Here is a 17,318-nt window from a genome sequence, read left to right as displayed (position 1 = left end):
TAATTGTTACCTCTCATTACTTTTTATGTTCACAATGTTCTTCTTTACCATGAACATCATCAACTTCCTGTGACTGTCTCTCTTTCTCCTGATCTGCCAGACAATTACATACGCTTCTGCGATTTTCATACATCTGCCACAGAACCTGCTTGCACAGCTCCACATCTTCTTTCGGGATTCCCCGAACCATTGCCTCTTCATTTTCCTCGATGCTCTTAAGAATTGCCAGGCGGATGTTCTCTGCCTTTTCGGTAGGGACAATCCGTTTCAGACGTGCATCCTGTCTGGCACTCTCTCTGTAAATATAGCCATTCTTCTCCATCAGCTTCAGAATTCCGGTCGCTGTTGGCTTTCTGACCTGAAATTCCTCTTCAACATCTTTCTGATAAAGATCCCGATGCATCGTTTCGAGAAGAATGAATTTCAGCACATGCTTCTGCATCGTTGTCAGATCATCATTCTCCATCACTTCGGTCGGATTATGCCGCCGCATGGAATGTGACAAAATATGGATCAGCCTGCCAACATACATATCCTTTAGTCTCTGTTTCATTTCTTCCTCTATCGCTCCTGCACCTCCTGTCAGTCAGATATTTGTAATCCGCTTCATTACTTTCTGATTTATAGCAAGCTGATAAAATCCCACCTCTTCAGAATACCAGTACATAGAATCCTGAAAGTGGGAAGTTTTATGGCTTTCTATTTAGTTAGTACCCTAACTATTTTTTTATTATAATGATGCATATGTGGAATGTCAATCATTTTTATCGTTACTGTTCACTCCGTTCTCAGTAACGTAGCCAAAATTCATTCCAGATTGCCTGCGGCAATGGAATTTTGGCTTGTATGTCTCGGGATTTTGGCATATTTATGCCAAAACACCTCGCGGGATAGTGGTGTGTGAACAGTAACTTTTTATCAATAACAATTTGTATTTTTTATAATCCAGAAATTGCGTCTGCCCGGAAAGTATGTTAATATTGTTTCACTGAGTACAGCGATAAAATACAAAAGTCCGAAAATAATATTCTGTAAAATCAGATGGATTCCGGACTATGTTTAATAACAAAGGAGGATTTTTATTATGTATATTACATGTCTTGACGTAGAAGGTGTATTGGTGCCGGAAATCTGGGTTGCATTCGCAGAAGCCAGCGGAATCCCGGAACTTAAGAGAACTACCCGTGATGAACCAGATTATGATAAATTAATGAACTGGCGACTTGGCATTCTGAAAGAACATGGTCTCGGACTGAAAGAGATCCAGGATGTTATCGCAAAAATTGACCCGCTTCCAGGTGCTAAGGAATTTCTGGATGAACTTCGTTCCTTCTCTCAGATCATCCTGATCAGTGATACTTTCACACAGTTTGCTGCACCTCTAATGGAAAAGCTTGGAAGACCAACACTGTTTTGCAACACTCTTGAAGTTGCAGACAGCGGTGAAATCACCGGCTTCAAGATGAGAGTGGAACAGTCCAAATTAAGCACTGTCAAAGCTTTACAGTCTATCGGATTTGATACGATCGCAAGTGGTGATTCCTACAATGACCTTGGTATGATCCAGGCAAGTAAAGCCGGATTCCTTTTCAGAAGCACTGATAAGATCAAAGCCGATTACCCGGATATCCCGGCATATGAAGCTTATGATGAATTACTGTCAGCTATTAAGAATGCTATGAAATAATTGACGGAAATCCTAGTGTGCCGACAAGTTGATTCTTGAAGCAATCTTGCAGGATAAATTTTCTTATTTCAAGGCGAAGGAGAGAGGCGTAGCGGTGGCTACGGCGACCGACGACAACGCGGAAATAAGGAATTTAGACGCAAGATTGTTCGAGAAATCAACTTGTCGGTACACTAGAAACTAATTATTTTGAAACATTACTCAAAAATCAATCAATAGCAATTTCGTATTGTAAATAATTTCCAATTATTACAAAAACCATCATACATTCCCAATAACATCGAAATATTTTTTCGTTGCATCGGTTCTGTATGATGGTTTTTTATAAATTCACACAATATATCTCAGGATTTTAGAAGATCCAAAAACGCTTACTATTTTTACTATTTCGTTATCCCGTATTTCTCTTTAAACTGCTCCGCCGAACATGGCTTGCTGTAATAATATCCCTGAATATAATCCGGTTTCATTTTAGTGATCGATTCCAGTTCTTCTTTCGTCTCAATCCCCTCTATCACAACTTTAAGGTTCAGGCTATGTATCATATCTATAATATAATCTAACAGTTTATGTTCATATTCGTTCTTTAACGCCTGCATCGTGAAGCTGCGGTCAATCTTCAACGTATTCGAAGAAAGTCTTCCGATATTTTTCAGGTTCGAATATCCCGTACCGAAATCATCCATCGCGATACAGACACCAATCTTCTTAAAACTCTCCCACATGTGCCGGACATTCTTGGATGTCTCCAGATCTCCGCCAACATCATTAACGACCAGATATTCAATATAATATACGTCAAAAGTCTGAGTAAATTTTCATCTACAGTTCCCTTCAGGAATTCTTATATCAATCCGGCTACAGTTCAAACGCTTTCTTTATGCTGTCATAATGCAGAAATTTTCCTTCTGCCGCAAACGCCTTAATCTCATCAACTGTAGCAAACATATATCCGTCTGTTTCCTCTGTCTGCAGATGCAGATTCTTCTCGTCAATGTCCATCACAAAGCGATACACATCCACGAAATAATTATCGCCCTCACCCGGGTTCTCTCTCTTATATGTAAAAAGATATCCACCTTCTGCACCACGTGCATCCAGACCTGTTTCCTCTTTTACCTCACGCAAAACAGCTTCGTAAGATTCCTCTCCCGCCTGAGCAGCACCACCGGATACTTCCCACCAGCCAGGTGCCCATGCTTTCGTCATTACGCGTTTTGTTATAAGAAAAGTTCCATCCGGTCTTGCAACCACACCCAGAACTGTCAGATGATATTCTCCATCCTTTAAGCACCAGTCATTTCTCTTCATTGTGCGTCCGGTCGGTTTCTTGTCTTTATCATAAATGTCCCAAAACTCCATGTTGATCTGTTTCCTTTCATTAATGTATTGCTGCCCTTCATTATACGGCTTTTCCCTGTCGTAAAGCAACTTATTTATGAAAAATAAACAAGATACCTGCAAAATATCCTTAAATTCCATGCATCCTTGCATTGAAATTAAAACAATTATTAAGTATAATTGCATTAGACAACTGTCACCGTATGGAGGCAGTCATTTAAAGGAGGAATATTATTATGGCAACATGGAAAAATCTGGATACCCTTGCTTCTTACAGCAAACTTGCCGAACTGAAAGGTCACGTAAGTATCGCTGACGCCATGGCAGGTGAGAAGGGTGCAGAACGTGTAGTGAAATACAGCGCACCAATGGCAGCCGGTTTAACTTACAACTATGCTGCAAAACAGGTGGATGAGACAGTTCTTGACGCACTTGCAAAACTTGCAGATGAGGCCGAACTTATCGACAAATTCCAGGAATTATACAACGGCGCTGTAATCAATACAGGGGAGAAACGTATGGTTCTTCATCACCTTGCACGTACCCAGCTTGGTGAAGCTGTAGTTGTAGACGGTGTTGACAAACGTGAATTCTACGTTGCACAGCAGAAGAAAGCGGCAGACTTTGCAAACAAAGTTCACGCAGGTGAGATCACAAATGAAAACGGCGAGAAATTCACAACCGTAGTACAGATCGGTATCGGTGGAAGCGACTTAGGTCCTCGTGCATTATATATCGCTCTTGAGAACTGGGCAAAAGCAAACAACACATTCAAGATGGAAGCGAAATTCATCAGCAACGTAGACCCTGATGATGCAGCTGCTGTTCTTGCTTCCGTAGACCTTGCTCATTCTCTTTTCATCGTTGTATCCAAGTCCGGTACAACTCTTGAGACATTAACAAACGAAGCATTTGTAAAGAATGCTCTCATTAAAGCAGGATTAAATCCTTCCAGACATATGCTTGCTGTAACAAGTGAGACTTCTCCTCTGGCTAAGAGCGAAGATTATCTGACAGCAATCTTTATGGATGACTATATCGGCGGACGTTACTCTTCTGTTTCCGGTGTAGGTGGAGCAATCCTTTCCCTTGCATTCGGTCCTGAAGTATTTGCACAGATCCTTGACGGAGCTGCTGCTGAGGACAAGCTTGCTACAAACAAGAACATCCTTGAGAACCCGGATATGCTTGACGCCCTGATCGGTGTTTATGAGAGAAACGTACAGGGATATCCTGCTACAGCAGTTCTTCCATACTCTCAGGCATTAAGCCGTTTCCCTGCACACTTACAGCAGTGTGATATGGAGTCCAACGGTAAATCTGTAAACCGTTTCGGTGAACCTGTAAACTATGTGACAGGACCGGTTATCTTCGGTGAGCCAGGTACAAACGGACAGCATTCCTTCTATCAGTTATTACATCAGGGAACTGATATCGTTCCGCTTCAGTTCATCGGCTTTAAGAAGAGCCAGCTTGGTGTAGATGTTGATATCGAGAACAGCACAAGCCAGCAGAAACTCTGCGCTAACGTTGCAGCTCAGATCGTAGCATTTGCATGCGGTAAAGAAGACGAGAACCTCAACAAGAACTTCAAGGGCGGTCGTCCTTCCAGTATCATCGTAGGTGAAGAACTGACACCGGCTTCTCTCGGTGCATTACTAGCTCACTTCGAGAACAAGATCATGTTCCAGGGATTCGTATGGAACTTAAACAGCTTCGACCAGGAAGGTGTACAGCTTGGTAAAGTCCTTGCCAAACGTGTTCTCGCACACGACACTGACGGAGCACTGAAAGTATACAGCGATCTGTTAAACATCTGATTTGTAGTTTTATACTTTTACAGAAAATATCTACGGGAAATCATTCTGATCTGGATGATTTCCCGCTTTTTATGTCATAGGAATGTTATTCAATAGTTTTCTATAATATAAAAACCATCATACAATCCCCACAAGATTCTGTATGATGGTCTTCCTATCTTCTTTTAATTTAATTATGCTTCGCAGAGCTTCTGCACAAATTCAGCTCTCGGCGATGGTCTGGAATAATAAAATCCCTGGATATCATCACAGCCCATTTCTCTCAGAAGTTCTACCTGATCCGCGCTCTCCACACCTTCGGCAATCACATTCATGCCAAGTCCATGTGCAAGAATTGTTATCTGCTGCACGATCATTCTTCCCTTATCTTGCCCGATACAGTCTATCAGACTCTTATCGATCTTCAATGTATTAAATGGCAGTTCACTTAATGTGATCAGAGAAGAATACCCGGAGCCAAAGTCATCCATGTGCAATGCAAATCCAGCATTTACCAGTCTCTCTGTAAAGTCTCTGATCTTCACATTATTCAATGTAGCCGTCTCTGTCAGTTCGATCGGCACACAGGAAAATGGAATTCCCGTTTCTTTTACGATGTCAACATAACGGTCTACAACGCCTGTATGATGAATACTTACACGTGACAGATTTACCGAGATTGGAACCAGTTTCTGTCCTTTCTCTATAAGTTCTCGCTGAAATTCACATACATATCTGAATATATATTCATCCAGTTTTACGATCAGGCCATCCCTCTCATATAGCGGAATAAAATCCCCCGGCATTACCATAGAGCCATCCGGATTGATCCAGCGTACCAGAGACTCTGCTCCTACAATTTTCTCTGTTTTTGCATCATATTTCGGCTGGAAATATGCTGCAAACTCTTTATCACGAATCGCACTGTCAAATCGGTTCTCCAGCTTTCTGTCAAACATCTGTTTCTGGTTTAACTCTTTCGTATAATATGCAATACTGTTCTCATAATTATCACGAATACTGCGGATTGCCATAAATCCTCTGTCACAGATTACGGAAACCGGTAACGAAATATCAATATCTTCATAAATTCCGTACTTAACCATAAGATTCGGAATCGGAGCATTCTCCGCAATTTCTTCTGTCACCCTCTTCATTATATCTAACGACAGATCCATATCCCCATAAGCAAGGCATACAAACTGATCACTTCCATATCTGGATATCAGACCATGCGGCATCATCTTTGCATATGTCCGGGCCAGATAACACAGAACCTGATCCCCGATCTTATCTCCATAACTGCTGTTAATCAGTTTAAAATCTCTGATGTCGGCAACTACCAGATGAAATTTCTCCTCCGCCTTAGCCTTTAGAAGTACTTTGGCATGATAGAAGAATGCCTGTCTGGTATAAATTCCGGTAAGTTCGTCATGTTCTACCGCTGTAAGTGTCAGCACAGACTCTCTTAACTTTATTACACTGTTGATTCTGCCCATTACAATTTTAAAATTATAAGGTTTCGGAATAAAATCAACCGCACCCAGATCCAGACACTGAATCTCCGCATCCTTCGAATTACTTCCGGTCATAACAATAACCGGTATCGTTGATAACACTTTATCCGTATTTCTCCGTCTAAGAAATTCAAATCCATCACACACCGGCATGCAGATGTCAAGTAATACTACAGATAATTCTCTGTAATATTCCCTGAGAATCTTAAGTCCTTCTTCCCCATTCTCCGCAAGAAGAACTTCAAATCTCTCTTCCAGAAAAGAAGAAAGAATTTCACGATTCAGTTCATTGTCCTCTACGACCAGAATCTTTCTCTTTGCTGGCGTTTTTCCCGGTTCCAGCAGTTTTACATTGTCAGAATCTTTTATCATACTTCTCTATTGCTCCCTTCAGACCGAAAAGCCAAACATTACTGTTCATTCCGTTTCCGGCAACAGCAAAACATCTCCGGATATGTCTGCCGGAGATGCTTAAAATTCATTGACGATCTGTTTGTTCTTCTAATGTATCTTAAAATAACCGGCCAGATGTATACTCTCGTTTCCTGTCAGAGTTTTCTACAATTTAGGCCTCGTAACCTCACAATTTTAATTATGCAAAATATCCTAAGTTATAAAAAAATCATACATGATATAAAATGTATTTTGGCTTCTTAATTTTACCTTATTCTGCATATTCTTTCAAGAGTTAATATGAAATCGGGGAAACTCTTTCGTTACTGTTGTTACTGTTCCACGCCACTATCCCGCGAACAGTAACATGACGTCCACAATTTGCAGACGTCACATTTCCAATTGCTACCGTTTTCTCTTTCCCGGTAGCTCATATAAAATTTATTCCATTACAGAATATCGCAGAACTTCTCTTCGTCAAGAGCAAACTCCATTTCATTACTGACGGAAAAAATATATCCATCGAATTCCAGAGTCTTAAAAAAACAGTTTTTCTCTGAAGATTTTCCGAGGATAAATCCATTCTCTGTCGGAATTACTTCAAACGAGTCCAGTGCAAGGCTCATTCCTTTTCCAGTCATCTTCATGTAGCTTTCTTTTAATGTCCAGAGTGTAAAGAATGCTCTGTTTTTGTCATCCGCAGATCTTATATATTCAAGTTCTGTGGAGTAGAAATAATGTTCTGCTACCTCAAGTGGCGCTTTACTGTTCTTTTCAATGTCACATCCGACTTCGCAGTCTGATAATACACCGACTACATAATCCCCTGCATGTGACACATTAAAAAAGAGGTTGTCCACAAATGGTTTTTCATTTTCGGAATACTTCAGATCATTTTCTGAAAATCCATTTTCATTAAGAATTTTCCTGATGATGATACCTGCTCCAAGACTTCTCTTCCGGTCATCAGGCTGAAGATACCTGATGACCTTTTTTCTTCGCCTCTCGTCAACCAGTTCGAGAAGCTTTTTATCCTGCAACGGATCATTAAAATTCCTGATATTGATTCTGTATAATTTCATTTTATATCATCCATAAATCAAATTGCTGACCACTCAGTCCTCAGCAATACACTACATTACCTGAATATCTCGTAGAATAACGTTATATAAACATCAGCAATCCTTATATCTTATCTCTCGATTTCTATCTGCTGGTCAAATCCGGTAAGTCTGAAAATATCAAATACTTCATCCGAAACATTTATAATCTTAAATCCATCCTTACCCATCATCTTCTTATATGCAACGATTACCTGACGCAGTCCTGCTGAAGAAATATATTCAAGCTTTGCAAAATCAAACACGAGGCTTGTAATGCTATCCTCAAGTTCTGAAAGTGCCTCCTGTAACTGAGGTGCTGTCTGTGTATCAAGCCATCCGCTGATCTCCAGCGTTGCTTTATTTCCTTCTGTTTTCTTTACGATTTCCATGAAATGTACCTCCTTTTTTATCCAATTTAATCAAAGAACGTAAGTCTGTCAAGTGCTGCTATCGCACTTTCAAGATATTTATCATCCGTAACAGGCCATTTATAATCGAGTCGGTAAAGAACCTGTGCCGTAAATCGGTTACTATAATCCAATGTATAAATCTCATTTTCATTATGTGAAGTATACGCAATAAGTCCCGAAACAGCTTCAGAATCTTTATTACTCTTCGCAAACTCTTTTACAGTTGCCTCGAAATCCTCATCTCTTACAATATCAATCTTAAATCCATAATCGCGCATTGCATAGATCAGATCTGCCATGTAAATATGGTGGCTGTTGCAGGCATGAAATACAGTAAATCTCCTGTCTGTCTGCGCAAGCTTCAGAACTGCAAGGGCAGTGGAGTCAATAGGAGAAAATTCTGCGGCTTCATGCATACCTCCGATCGGGAACTTACCTACAGCCTTATATCCTCTCAGACTGCGCAGGAATCCGTTGGTAATAAAGTTAATCTGGAACTCACCATCAGAATCTCTGCTCATAAGATTTCCCACACGCATAATCTTTCCGTCAAGTCCGTCTGCGACAGCTTCAAGTACTGCTCTCTCGGCGAGGAACTTTGTACGGATATATTCATTCGTAATACTCTGTCCAATATACAGATCATTTTCACCAAAAAGTCTGGACATCGGCGGAACACCATTTGAACCTTCACCTGCAACGGAAACTGTAGAAATCTGAATCAGTCTGCGTCCATTATTTTTGCAGAAATCAACGAGATTTTCTACGCCATGCACGTTTATTTTCTCCAGGACATCACCTGCTGCAAAATGCTTTACGCAGGCTGCACAGTTAATGATCGTATTAAATTTATACGCAGAAAATCCATTCACTTCTTCTTTTGATGTAATATCGCCATCCACGCAAACAATACGCTCTTTGAACATTTCCCGATATGGATTGTCGAAATAGTACATCAGCATATTCATCATTCTCTTCTCCGATGATTCATATGCACCTTTACGTACAAGGCAGTAAACTTTGCCATCATAATTATCCAGATATGCTTTCAGAACATGTATTCCAAGGAAACCTGTCGCACCTGTGATCATGATGTCTCCGAGATTTTCTTTCGTTATTCTGTCAACATTCTCTTCCACATTTCCGCTGATAACACTCTGTATTTTGTTGTAATTATATTTTGAAAATTCATTGTCACTCTGTACAGCTTCAGCTGCCCCGTCATCATCGACGATTGCTGAAAGTGCGCGAATCGTAGGATGTTTGAAAATATCTGCATACACGATTGAAATATTCTTTGAGAGGCACATGATTGCAACCTTTGAAGCAATAAGTGAAGAACCTCCCAGTTCAAAGAAGTTATCATCTATTCCTACGTTTTCAATTCCCAGTGCTTTCTCAAATATCGCACAAAGTTCTGTCTGGACAGAAGTAACAGGTGCCACATATCCTGTTCTCTCGGTCTTTACTTCAGGTAACGGAAGTGCTTTTTTATCAATCTTACCACCCGGAGTGACAGGCAGTTTATCCAGGTAAACAAAGAATGATGGCATCATATAATCAGGAAGCAGTGGTTCCAGGAATGCTTTAAGCTCATCGTCCGGAATACTTTCACCTGTATAATAAGCCGTTATATATTTATTTCCACCTTTTTCGATAACTGTAACTGCAGACTCTTTTACAAGCTCATGTTTAAGGACAGCACCTTCAATTTCTCCAAGTTCAACACGATATCCTCTTATCTTTACCTGTGAATCAATTCTGCCAATGTACTCAATATTTCCGTCACCTTTCATACGGACCATATCTCCGGTTCTGTAAAGGCGTCTGTCCTCTTCGCATACAGAGAACGGATTCTCCACAAATACGGAAGCCGTTTTTTCCGGAAGATTATGATAGCCTCTTGCAATCTGTCTTCCTGCATGACACAGTTCACCTGCTTCTCCCACCGGAAGTCTGTTTAAATCTTTATCCACAATATAACTTCTGACATTTCTCTGAGATTTTCCAATCGGTATATTCTCATACTGTCTGTCAACCCGGAATTCTGTTGATGATACAGTATTTTCTGTCGGTCCATAACCATTGATCATTTGATAGGTACGGTTACGGTAATGCTTAAATTTCTCACCGCCAAGGGTGACAAATTTAAGATTTGGAGCATCCTCAAGCAGTTCTGCAACCAGCTCACCCATCTGTGTCGGGAAAGTTGCAGTAGTAACTTTTTCGTCTTTTATAAATTTGCCAACTGCGATTGCATCTTTTCTTATACTCTCCGGCAGGATATATACGGATGCTCCTGCAGTAAGCGGTGCAAACAAATCTATCACTGATGCGTCAAAACAAAAACTTGCAAATTCAGCAACTACAAAATCCGGTGTCATTTTTCTTGATGCCACAACATATTCAATCAGATTCAGAAGATTTCTGTGTTCAAGCATAACACCTTTCGGTTTTCCGGTCGAACCGGAAGTATAGATCATATATGCCAGATTCTCCGGCCTTGGAGCTGTGAGTTTTACAGAAAGCTGGAAATTCTTTGATTTTTCAGCAACATCATCAATACTTATCACATTTTTATCGTAAAAATCCACAAGATCTCGATACTGGCTGACCACAAGCAGATTATCTGCTCCCGAATCCTTCAGCATATATTCAATTCTGCTCTGCGGATACTCCGGATCAAGCGGAACATACGCTCCACCGGCCTTCATAACACCGACATATGAGACAGCAAATTCTCTTGTTCTTCCACACAGGATACCGGCAGCTTTTTCCCTGCCAAATCCATTTTCCGTAAGATTCTGTGCAATGTAATCGGACATTTGGTCAAGTTCTCTGTAAGTGATCTCACCAGATTCATCTTTTATGGCAGGTCTGTCCGGATATTTTTCCACTGCTTCTCTGAACAGATCCACGAAAGTCTTTCCGGCATGATCAGGATCATTCTCCATTTCTGTCTGTTCCTCAAACATAAGTCTGATGTCTGATGGTTCAGATTCGCCAAGAATACCCTCCGCTGCAATCTCCAGATTATCTGCAAGATATTTCATCGTCTCTTCATTATACTTATCGCCTCTGTACTCGATATCAAAGACGAATTTATTTCTTTGAATGGAAATACTTACGGAAACAGGTGCTTTCGCTGCATTCAGCTGAACCGGTTCTTCCGAAGCAAACTCGCCGCCGATCGTATCGAACTCAAAGCTGTCTCCCTGATAAATAACCATTGCATCCGCTTTTATATTAAATTCACGGCTTATCTGTGAGAACGGATAAATATCATTATTCATAGAATCGATAAGCTGCTGCTGAACGCCTGTCAGACACTCTTTTGCACTGCCTGAAAAATCGCAGTAAACAGGAAGTGTTTTTACAAGCATACCTACTGTTTCTGAAAGTCTTGAGTCATTTCTTCCATGATAGATTGTCGTAAACACAGCATCTTTTCTGAAATTATATTTTCCAAGCGTAAGTCCAAAAACAGAAATGAAAAATACATTTTCCGTAATCTTATTCTTCTTACAGAAATCCTTTACACTCTGCACAGATATCCCTGATATCTCTTTACGGTAAGTTTCCGCCGTCGGAACTGAACCATTTTTGTCCGGGTAGAAGCTTATACTTCCTCCGGCGTTCTCAAATACTGATTTATAGTAATTCTCAGCATTCTTATAAACATCACTCTTAAGCGCATCTCTGTTATCAAGCGCAAGATCATACGAAGTATACTCCTCTGCCTCAAGTTTTTCTCCGGCATATGCTCTGTTAATATCATTGATTATGATAGCGAGAGATGTGCCGTCTGCAACGATATGGTGAATATCCAGGAACAGATAATTTCCATCGCAGGTTCTGTAAATCTCAAATCTGAAAAGCTGCTCATTAAACAACATATATGGGCGAACCAGAGTCTCCCGGTTCATTCCATTAAAAATCTGTGTTCTGCATGGCAAATCATCATTACGTCTCTGAAGAACATCTCCGTTTTCATCCATGAACAGACGTGTTTTAAGGTAGGAATGTGCTTTAACCGTACTGTCGATTGCGCAAGCAAGTCTCTCAAGATCAACCCGTTTGTCAAGTTTCAGCAGATACGGAATGTTGTAAATGGTTGTTCCCATATTTGCAGTACATTCAATAAAGATACCTTCCTGCGTATTGGTAAGCGGGTAAACCTCCTGAATCTCTCTCTTTGTTTCTTTTCCTGCAGTTTTAACAAAGCTCTCCAGAGCCTGGATCGTAGGATTGTTTTTGATATCTGATGTCTTGATCACGATATCAAAAGCTTTTGAAATAAGAATGTTCAGCCTGATCGCAGTGATTGATGTAAGTCCCGCATCATAAATATCAGTTGTAATTCCAAATTCCGTATATCCAAGTACTTCTGAAATACAGTCAAATAATTTCTGCTGAACATCATTCTGCGGCTTAATGATTTCTGCGGCTTTTCTTTCCGGCTTTGGAAGCTCTTTCTTATTGACTTTCTGGTTCTGATTCAACGGAATCTTATCAATCTGCATGGTTACAGCCGGAACCATATACGGCGGCTTTGTTTCTCTGATGAAATCATTTAATGAATGTATATCCACTTTCTCATCAGATACCACATATGCAGCAATATATTTTCCACCAGATGTCTCATCAAACGCAACAACTGTCGCATCTTTGATTCCTTTATATCTTCTGATGACCTCTTCCACTTCTGAAAGTTCGATTCTGAATCCTCTGATCTTAACCTGGGAATCCTTTCTGCCTATGATCTGGATATTTCCATCCGGAAGATATCTCACAACGTCACCGGAATGATACAATACTTCATATCCTTCAGTATCATCATAAATATTTCTGGTGTATACTTCGGCGGTTTTCTCCGGCTTATTGAGATATCCTCTGGAAACCTGCCAGCCTGCTATCATCAATTCGCCGCAGGCACCGTACGGAAGCATATGTCCAAACTTATCTGCCACGTAAAGTCTGACATTATCGAGTGCCTTTCCTATCGGAACATTATTATAATATTTATCAATCTCAAATACTGTTGTAAAGATTGTATTCTCCGTAGGTCCATAAGCATTGAACAATTTAAAATTCTTCGGCGGTTCACATGGAACAAGCTTTTCACCACCGATAGAAAGAGTCTTCAGACTCTTGCAGTCCATCTCCAGTGCAAACTGTCTTCCAACCTGGGTTGTCATAAATGCATTCGTAATACCATTTTCTTCAAAATAATTATTGAGTCCGATAAAGTCAAGCCGGATCTCTTCCGGAATGATATGAAGTTCGGCTCCATTCACGATCGCACCATAAACATCCATCATAGACGCATCAAATCCAAATGAAGCATATGCAGCTATTTTGGAATCAAAACCAATTTCGTAATATTTCTTAAACCAATGGCAGAAAGCAGTAATGTTTCCATATTCAAGCATACATCCCTTCGGGACGCCCGTTGAGCCGGATGTATAAAGCAGAATAAATAAGTCATGCAGAGACGGTTTCCTCAGCTGGATATCTGTATCTTCCAGCTGCATGGTGTCTTCTAACTGCACAATTTCATCCGTAAACAGGATTTTTCCTTTATATCCGTCCACTAACGGCAGGAGTTCTCTGTCAGCAATGAGAAGTTTCGCAGAGGAATCCTCTAACATGTACATCAGTCTGTCTTTCGGATACGTCGGGTCAAGCGGCTGATATGCTGCTCCGGCCTTGATTACACCCAGCGGTGCGATTGCCATATACTCACAACGCGGAATCAGAATTGATACAACCTCTTCCCTGTCAATTCCAAGGGATAAAATATATTTTCCAAGTCTGTCGCTGAGTTTATCAATTTCTTTATATGTATATTTTCTGTCCTTATATACTACAGCAATCTGATCTGGCACTGCCTGTACAATCTCATCAAACATATCAGAAATTGTTTTGCTTCTGTCATAATCACATTCTGTATGATTAAACTCTGCAATCTCATCTGCTGCATTCCGGGAAAGAACAGATACTTCTGAAACATACTTCGCTTTAAGCATAGATTTCATCGCAGCCTCATATGCTTCAAGCATACCATTAACAAAAGCTTCGCTGTACATATCACTTCGGTATTCTGCGGTAAGCACATATTCATTGTTATAATCTCTTACTTGAATAAGCAGCGGCATTTTTGCCATATCAAGGGAGAGGTCTTCTCCTTTTGCCATCGTATCTCCGATCGGATAATCATCCTCAAGTTCTGCCTGATATGCGAAAACAAGATCTGAGTTAAATCCGTATTTTGCACAGATATCAGAGAATGGGAAAATGTCATTTGCCATGGATGACATCAGCTGTTCGGAAAGCTCTGTCATGTAAGTCTGTAGGGTAGTTTTGCTGTCAAACACACAGTAAACCGGAAGTGTTTTTACAAGCATGCAGACTGTATTTTCAAGTCTTGAATCATTTCTTCCATTATAAATAGTTGCAAAAAGACTGTCGTCTGCGTTTGAATACTTGGTCGCAAGAATGCCAAACACACCTGTAAATAAAACATTCGGAGTAACTCCCAGTTTTTCACAGCAGGAAAGGATCTTATCTTCGGAAATCTTTATATTTCTGGATGTATATCCTTTTTCAGGAACTTCACCGGACTTGTCAGGAAGTGGAAGTGATTCTGTCTCAATTCCTTCGAAAATACTGTCATAATATTTCTCAGCTTTCTTATATTTTCCTTCTTTCATCTGCTGCTCTTCATCAAGTGCCGCATCAAATCCCGTATAAGATTCTTTTTCGAGTTTTTCACCCATGCATGCTCTGTTGATATTTGCAAAAATGATGTCATAGGAATTGCCGTCAGCAATGATATGATGGAAATCCGTAAAAAGGTACTTTTTATCTTCTGTAAGATAAATTTCCGCACGGAACAGATGTCCTTTCTCCAGCTTAAACGGACGCACAAGTTCATTCTTTACAGTCTCAAATTTATCATTTGTTGTTTCAATAATCTCAGGTACAAACTCTTTTTCGCAAGGGCACTGCACCATCTCACCATCGTCATTGAGGTACACTTTTGTGAGCAGATACGAATGTGCATTCACCATCGCCGTAACTGCTGCCGATAACTTCTGTACATCTACAGAGTTATCAAGCTCAAATAAGAACGGGATATTATATATGGTACTCTCAGGATTTTTGATACACTCTGCAAAGATTCCCTTTTGTGAACCTGTAAGTGGATAAACATCTCTCTTTTCATAAGTCCTGATCTTAGGTGCAAGCGCGATATATTTTTCCAGTTTCTCAACTGTATTGTTCTCGTGAATATCACCCGTTTTTACAGTAACCCCAAATTCATCTGAAATCAGAATGCAAAGTTTCATCGCACTTATAGAAGAAAGTCCGGCCTTATAAAGGCTTGTATCAATTCCAAAGAAATCATTTCCGACAACCCCGGCAACAATTTCAAAAATCTTCTTCTGCATCTGTGTCTGTGGTTCTTTCAGATTTTTCGGCTCGGAAACCGGCTTCGGCAATGCCTTCTTATCAATCTTACCATTCTGAGTCATCGGCATTTTTTCCAGCTGGATAAAAACATCCGGAACCATATAATGTGCAAGTGAGCCCGCCGCATAATCTGAAAGCTCATCTGTATCAATACTTCTGTCTGCAATAAAATAACAGCAAAGATATTTGTTATCAACAGGAATTGTAATGCTTGTGATAATTCCCTCAAAGCTGTTGATCACTTCTTCAATCTCACCAAGCTCAATTCTCAATCCGCGAAGCTTGATCTGATTGTCCATTCTTCCGAAAAACTCTATTTCGCCGTCTGCATTGATCTTCGCCAGGTCACCTGTTTTATATGCTCTCTCACCGTTAAGTTCAATAAATACGTCAGCAGTCTTTTCAGGAAGATTCATATATCCCCTGCCTACTCCCATACCCGCAACAACAAGCTCTCCCGTCTCTCCATCAGGCAGAATCCTGTTTTCCTTATCGACAATGTATACCTTAACATTACCATTTGGAACACCGATCGTAATGTTTTTACTGTCTGTGATAACCTTCATCGTACAGCTGATCGTTGTCTCTGTCGGGCCATAACCATTCATAATATAAACATCCGGATTTACGGTGCGGATCTTATCATACAACGCCGGTGGAAAAGCTTCTGCTCCCAGATCAAAAACTTTGATCTGAGCCATTGCTTCTTTAAGCTGTGGGATATCGATAATATTTGATACATAGGTAGGTGTTGACGTCATGATATCAACTTTATTTTTTACGATTAAATCACCAAGCATCATCGGATTATTAATCTCATCATCACTTGCGATAACAGCAGTAAGTCCATTGATAAGAGGAACAAATTCCTCCATGACGGACACATCAAATGTCATTGCCGCCATGGAAAGAGAAACCTTTCCTTTGTCTGCAAAACCAAAAATCTCTGCGTTTTTCGGATTCGGATTTACAAAGTTTGCCAGATTAATGTGCTCGATCATAACACCTTTCGGCTTTCCTGTCGACCCTGATGTATAGATACAATAGCAAAGATCATGCTCTCCGATCTCTGTATCCGGATTTGCTGTATTTTCATTTTCAAGCAGCTCTTCCAGCAAAAGTACTCTGCATTTGAGCTTTGTAAACAATTCCTTACGTTCATCTGCAATTTCTTTCGTTGTGATAATAAGCGGTACTCCCGCATCTTCAAAAATATACTCGATTCTGTCATCCGGATATTCCGGCGCAGCAACGGCAAATGCTCCTCCGGCTTTTAAAATACCCTGTCTCACTGCATAAAAGTCGCAGCAGCGTTCAAGTACAACACCTACAATCACTTCACGTCTTACACCATTTTCAATCAGTGAATTGGCAACTTTGTTTGCCCTTTCATTTAATTCAGAATATGTGAAGCTTTCCTTACTCGTAACAACCGCACACTTGTCCGGATGAAGACGTACCTGTTCTTCAAAGAGTTTTGTTACCGGCTGAAACTCAAATGTGAAATTACTTTTCTCATTAATTACGGACATTTCCTTGCACCTCCTGCAATAATCTTCGTTTATAACTGTTCAGTACCTTCATTTTTCTCT

At 40.3% G+C, this 17,318-nt stretch carries 9 protein-coding genes; 2 read left to right on the top strand and 7 right to left on the bottom strand.

The annotated features are described in order from the left end of the window. Positions 1 to 16 precede the first annotated feature (16 nt). Complete coding sequence (locus tag WKT11_RS10445; RefSeq protein ID WP_117675583.1) at positions 17 to 553, bottom strand: MarR family winged helix-turn-helix transcriptional regulator; 537 nt, start codon at positions 551 to 553, stop codon at positions 17 to 19. A gap of 531 nt (positions 554 to 1,084) precedes the next feature. Between WKT11_RS10445 and thrH the strand changes: the two genes are divergently transcribed. Next, the gene (gene thrH, locus WKT11_RS10440; protein WP_340284185.1) at positions 1,085 to 1,687 is read left to right on the top strand and encodes a bifunctional phosphoserine phosphatase/homoserine phosphotransferase ThrH; all 603 of its coding nucleotides are present in this window, start codon (positions 1,085 to 1,087) and stop codon (positions 1,685 to 1,687) included. Positions 1,688 to 2,070: 383 nt separating this feature from the next. On the opposite strand, the gene WKT11_RS10435 is transcribed toward thrH, so the two are convergent. Further along, positions 2,071 to 2,439 (bottom strand): EAL domain-containing protein, encoded by a 369-nt coding sequence (locus tag WKT11_RS10435; protein ID WP_278278552.1) that lies wholly within the window; start codon positions 2,437 to 2,439, stop codon positions 2,071 to 2,073. Between the two features lie 106 nt (positions 2,440 to 2,545). After that, a complete protein-coding gene (locus WKT11_RS10430) occupies positions 2,546 to 3,049 on the bottom strand; it encodes an NUDIX hydrolase (RefSeq protein WP_117675589.1) in 504 nt (167 codons plus the stop codon). Between the two features lie 215 nt (positions 3,050 to 3,264). Here WKT11_RS10430 and WKT11_RS10425 point away from each other — a divergent pair, with 215 nt between their 5' ends. Next, a complete protein-coding gene (locus tag WKT11_RS10425) occupies positions 3,265 to 4,848 on the top strand; it encodes a glucose-6-phosphate isomerase (RefSeq protein WP_340284182.1) in 1,584 nt (527 codons plus the stop codon). Positions 4,849 to 5,021: 173 nt separating this feature from the next. On the opposite strand, the gene WKT11_RS10420 is transcribed toward WKT11_RS10425, so the two are convergent. The 4 genes from WKT11_RS10420 to WKT11_RS10405 all read right to left on the bottom strand — a co-directional run bounded on the left by WKT11_RS10420 (position 5,022) and on the right by WKT11_RS10405 (position 17,258). Beyond that, positions 5,022 to 6,716, bottom strand: coding sequence for a two-component system response regulator (locus tag WKT11_RS10420; protein WP_340284180.1), 1,695 nt, complete (start codon positions 6,714 to 6,716; stop codon positions 5,022 to 5,024). A 470-nt stretch (positions 6,717 to 7,186) separates the two neighbouring features. Further along, entirely contained in the window at positions 7,187 to 7,819 is a 633-nt protein-coding gene (locus WKT11_RS10415; protein WP_117675596.1) for a 4'-phosphopantetheinyl transferase family protein, read from the bottom strand. 110 nt (positions 7,820 to 7,929) lie between these two features. Further along, entirely contained in the window at positions 7,930 to 8,229 is a 300-nt protein-coding gene (locus tag WKT11_RS10410) for an STAS domain-containing protein (RefSeq protein ID WP_117675597.1), read from the bottom strand. Positions 8,230 to 8,255: 26 nt separating this feature from the next. After that, positions 8,256 to 17,258, bottom strand: coding sequence for an amino acid adenylation domain-containing protein (locus WKT11_RS10405; protein WP_340284178.1), 9,003 nt, complete (start codon positions 17,256 to 17,258; stop codon positions 8,256 to 8,258). Between the last annotated feature and the right edge of the window lie 60 nt (positions 17,259 to 17,318).

Source organism: Blautia sp. HCN-1074, from assembly GCF_037890165.1.
In the GTDB taxonomy this organism is placed as follows: Bacteria; Bacillota; Clostridia; order Lachnospirales; family Lachnospiraceae; genus Blautia_A.
The sequence above is the reverse complement of the archived record's forward strand: the minus strand, read 5'-3'. Positions and strand labels throughout refer to the sequence as shown.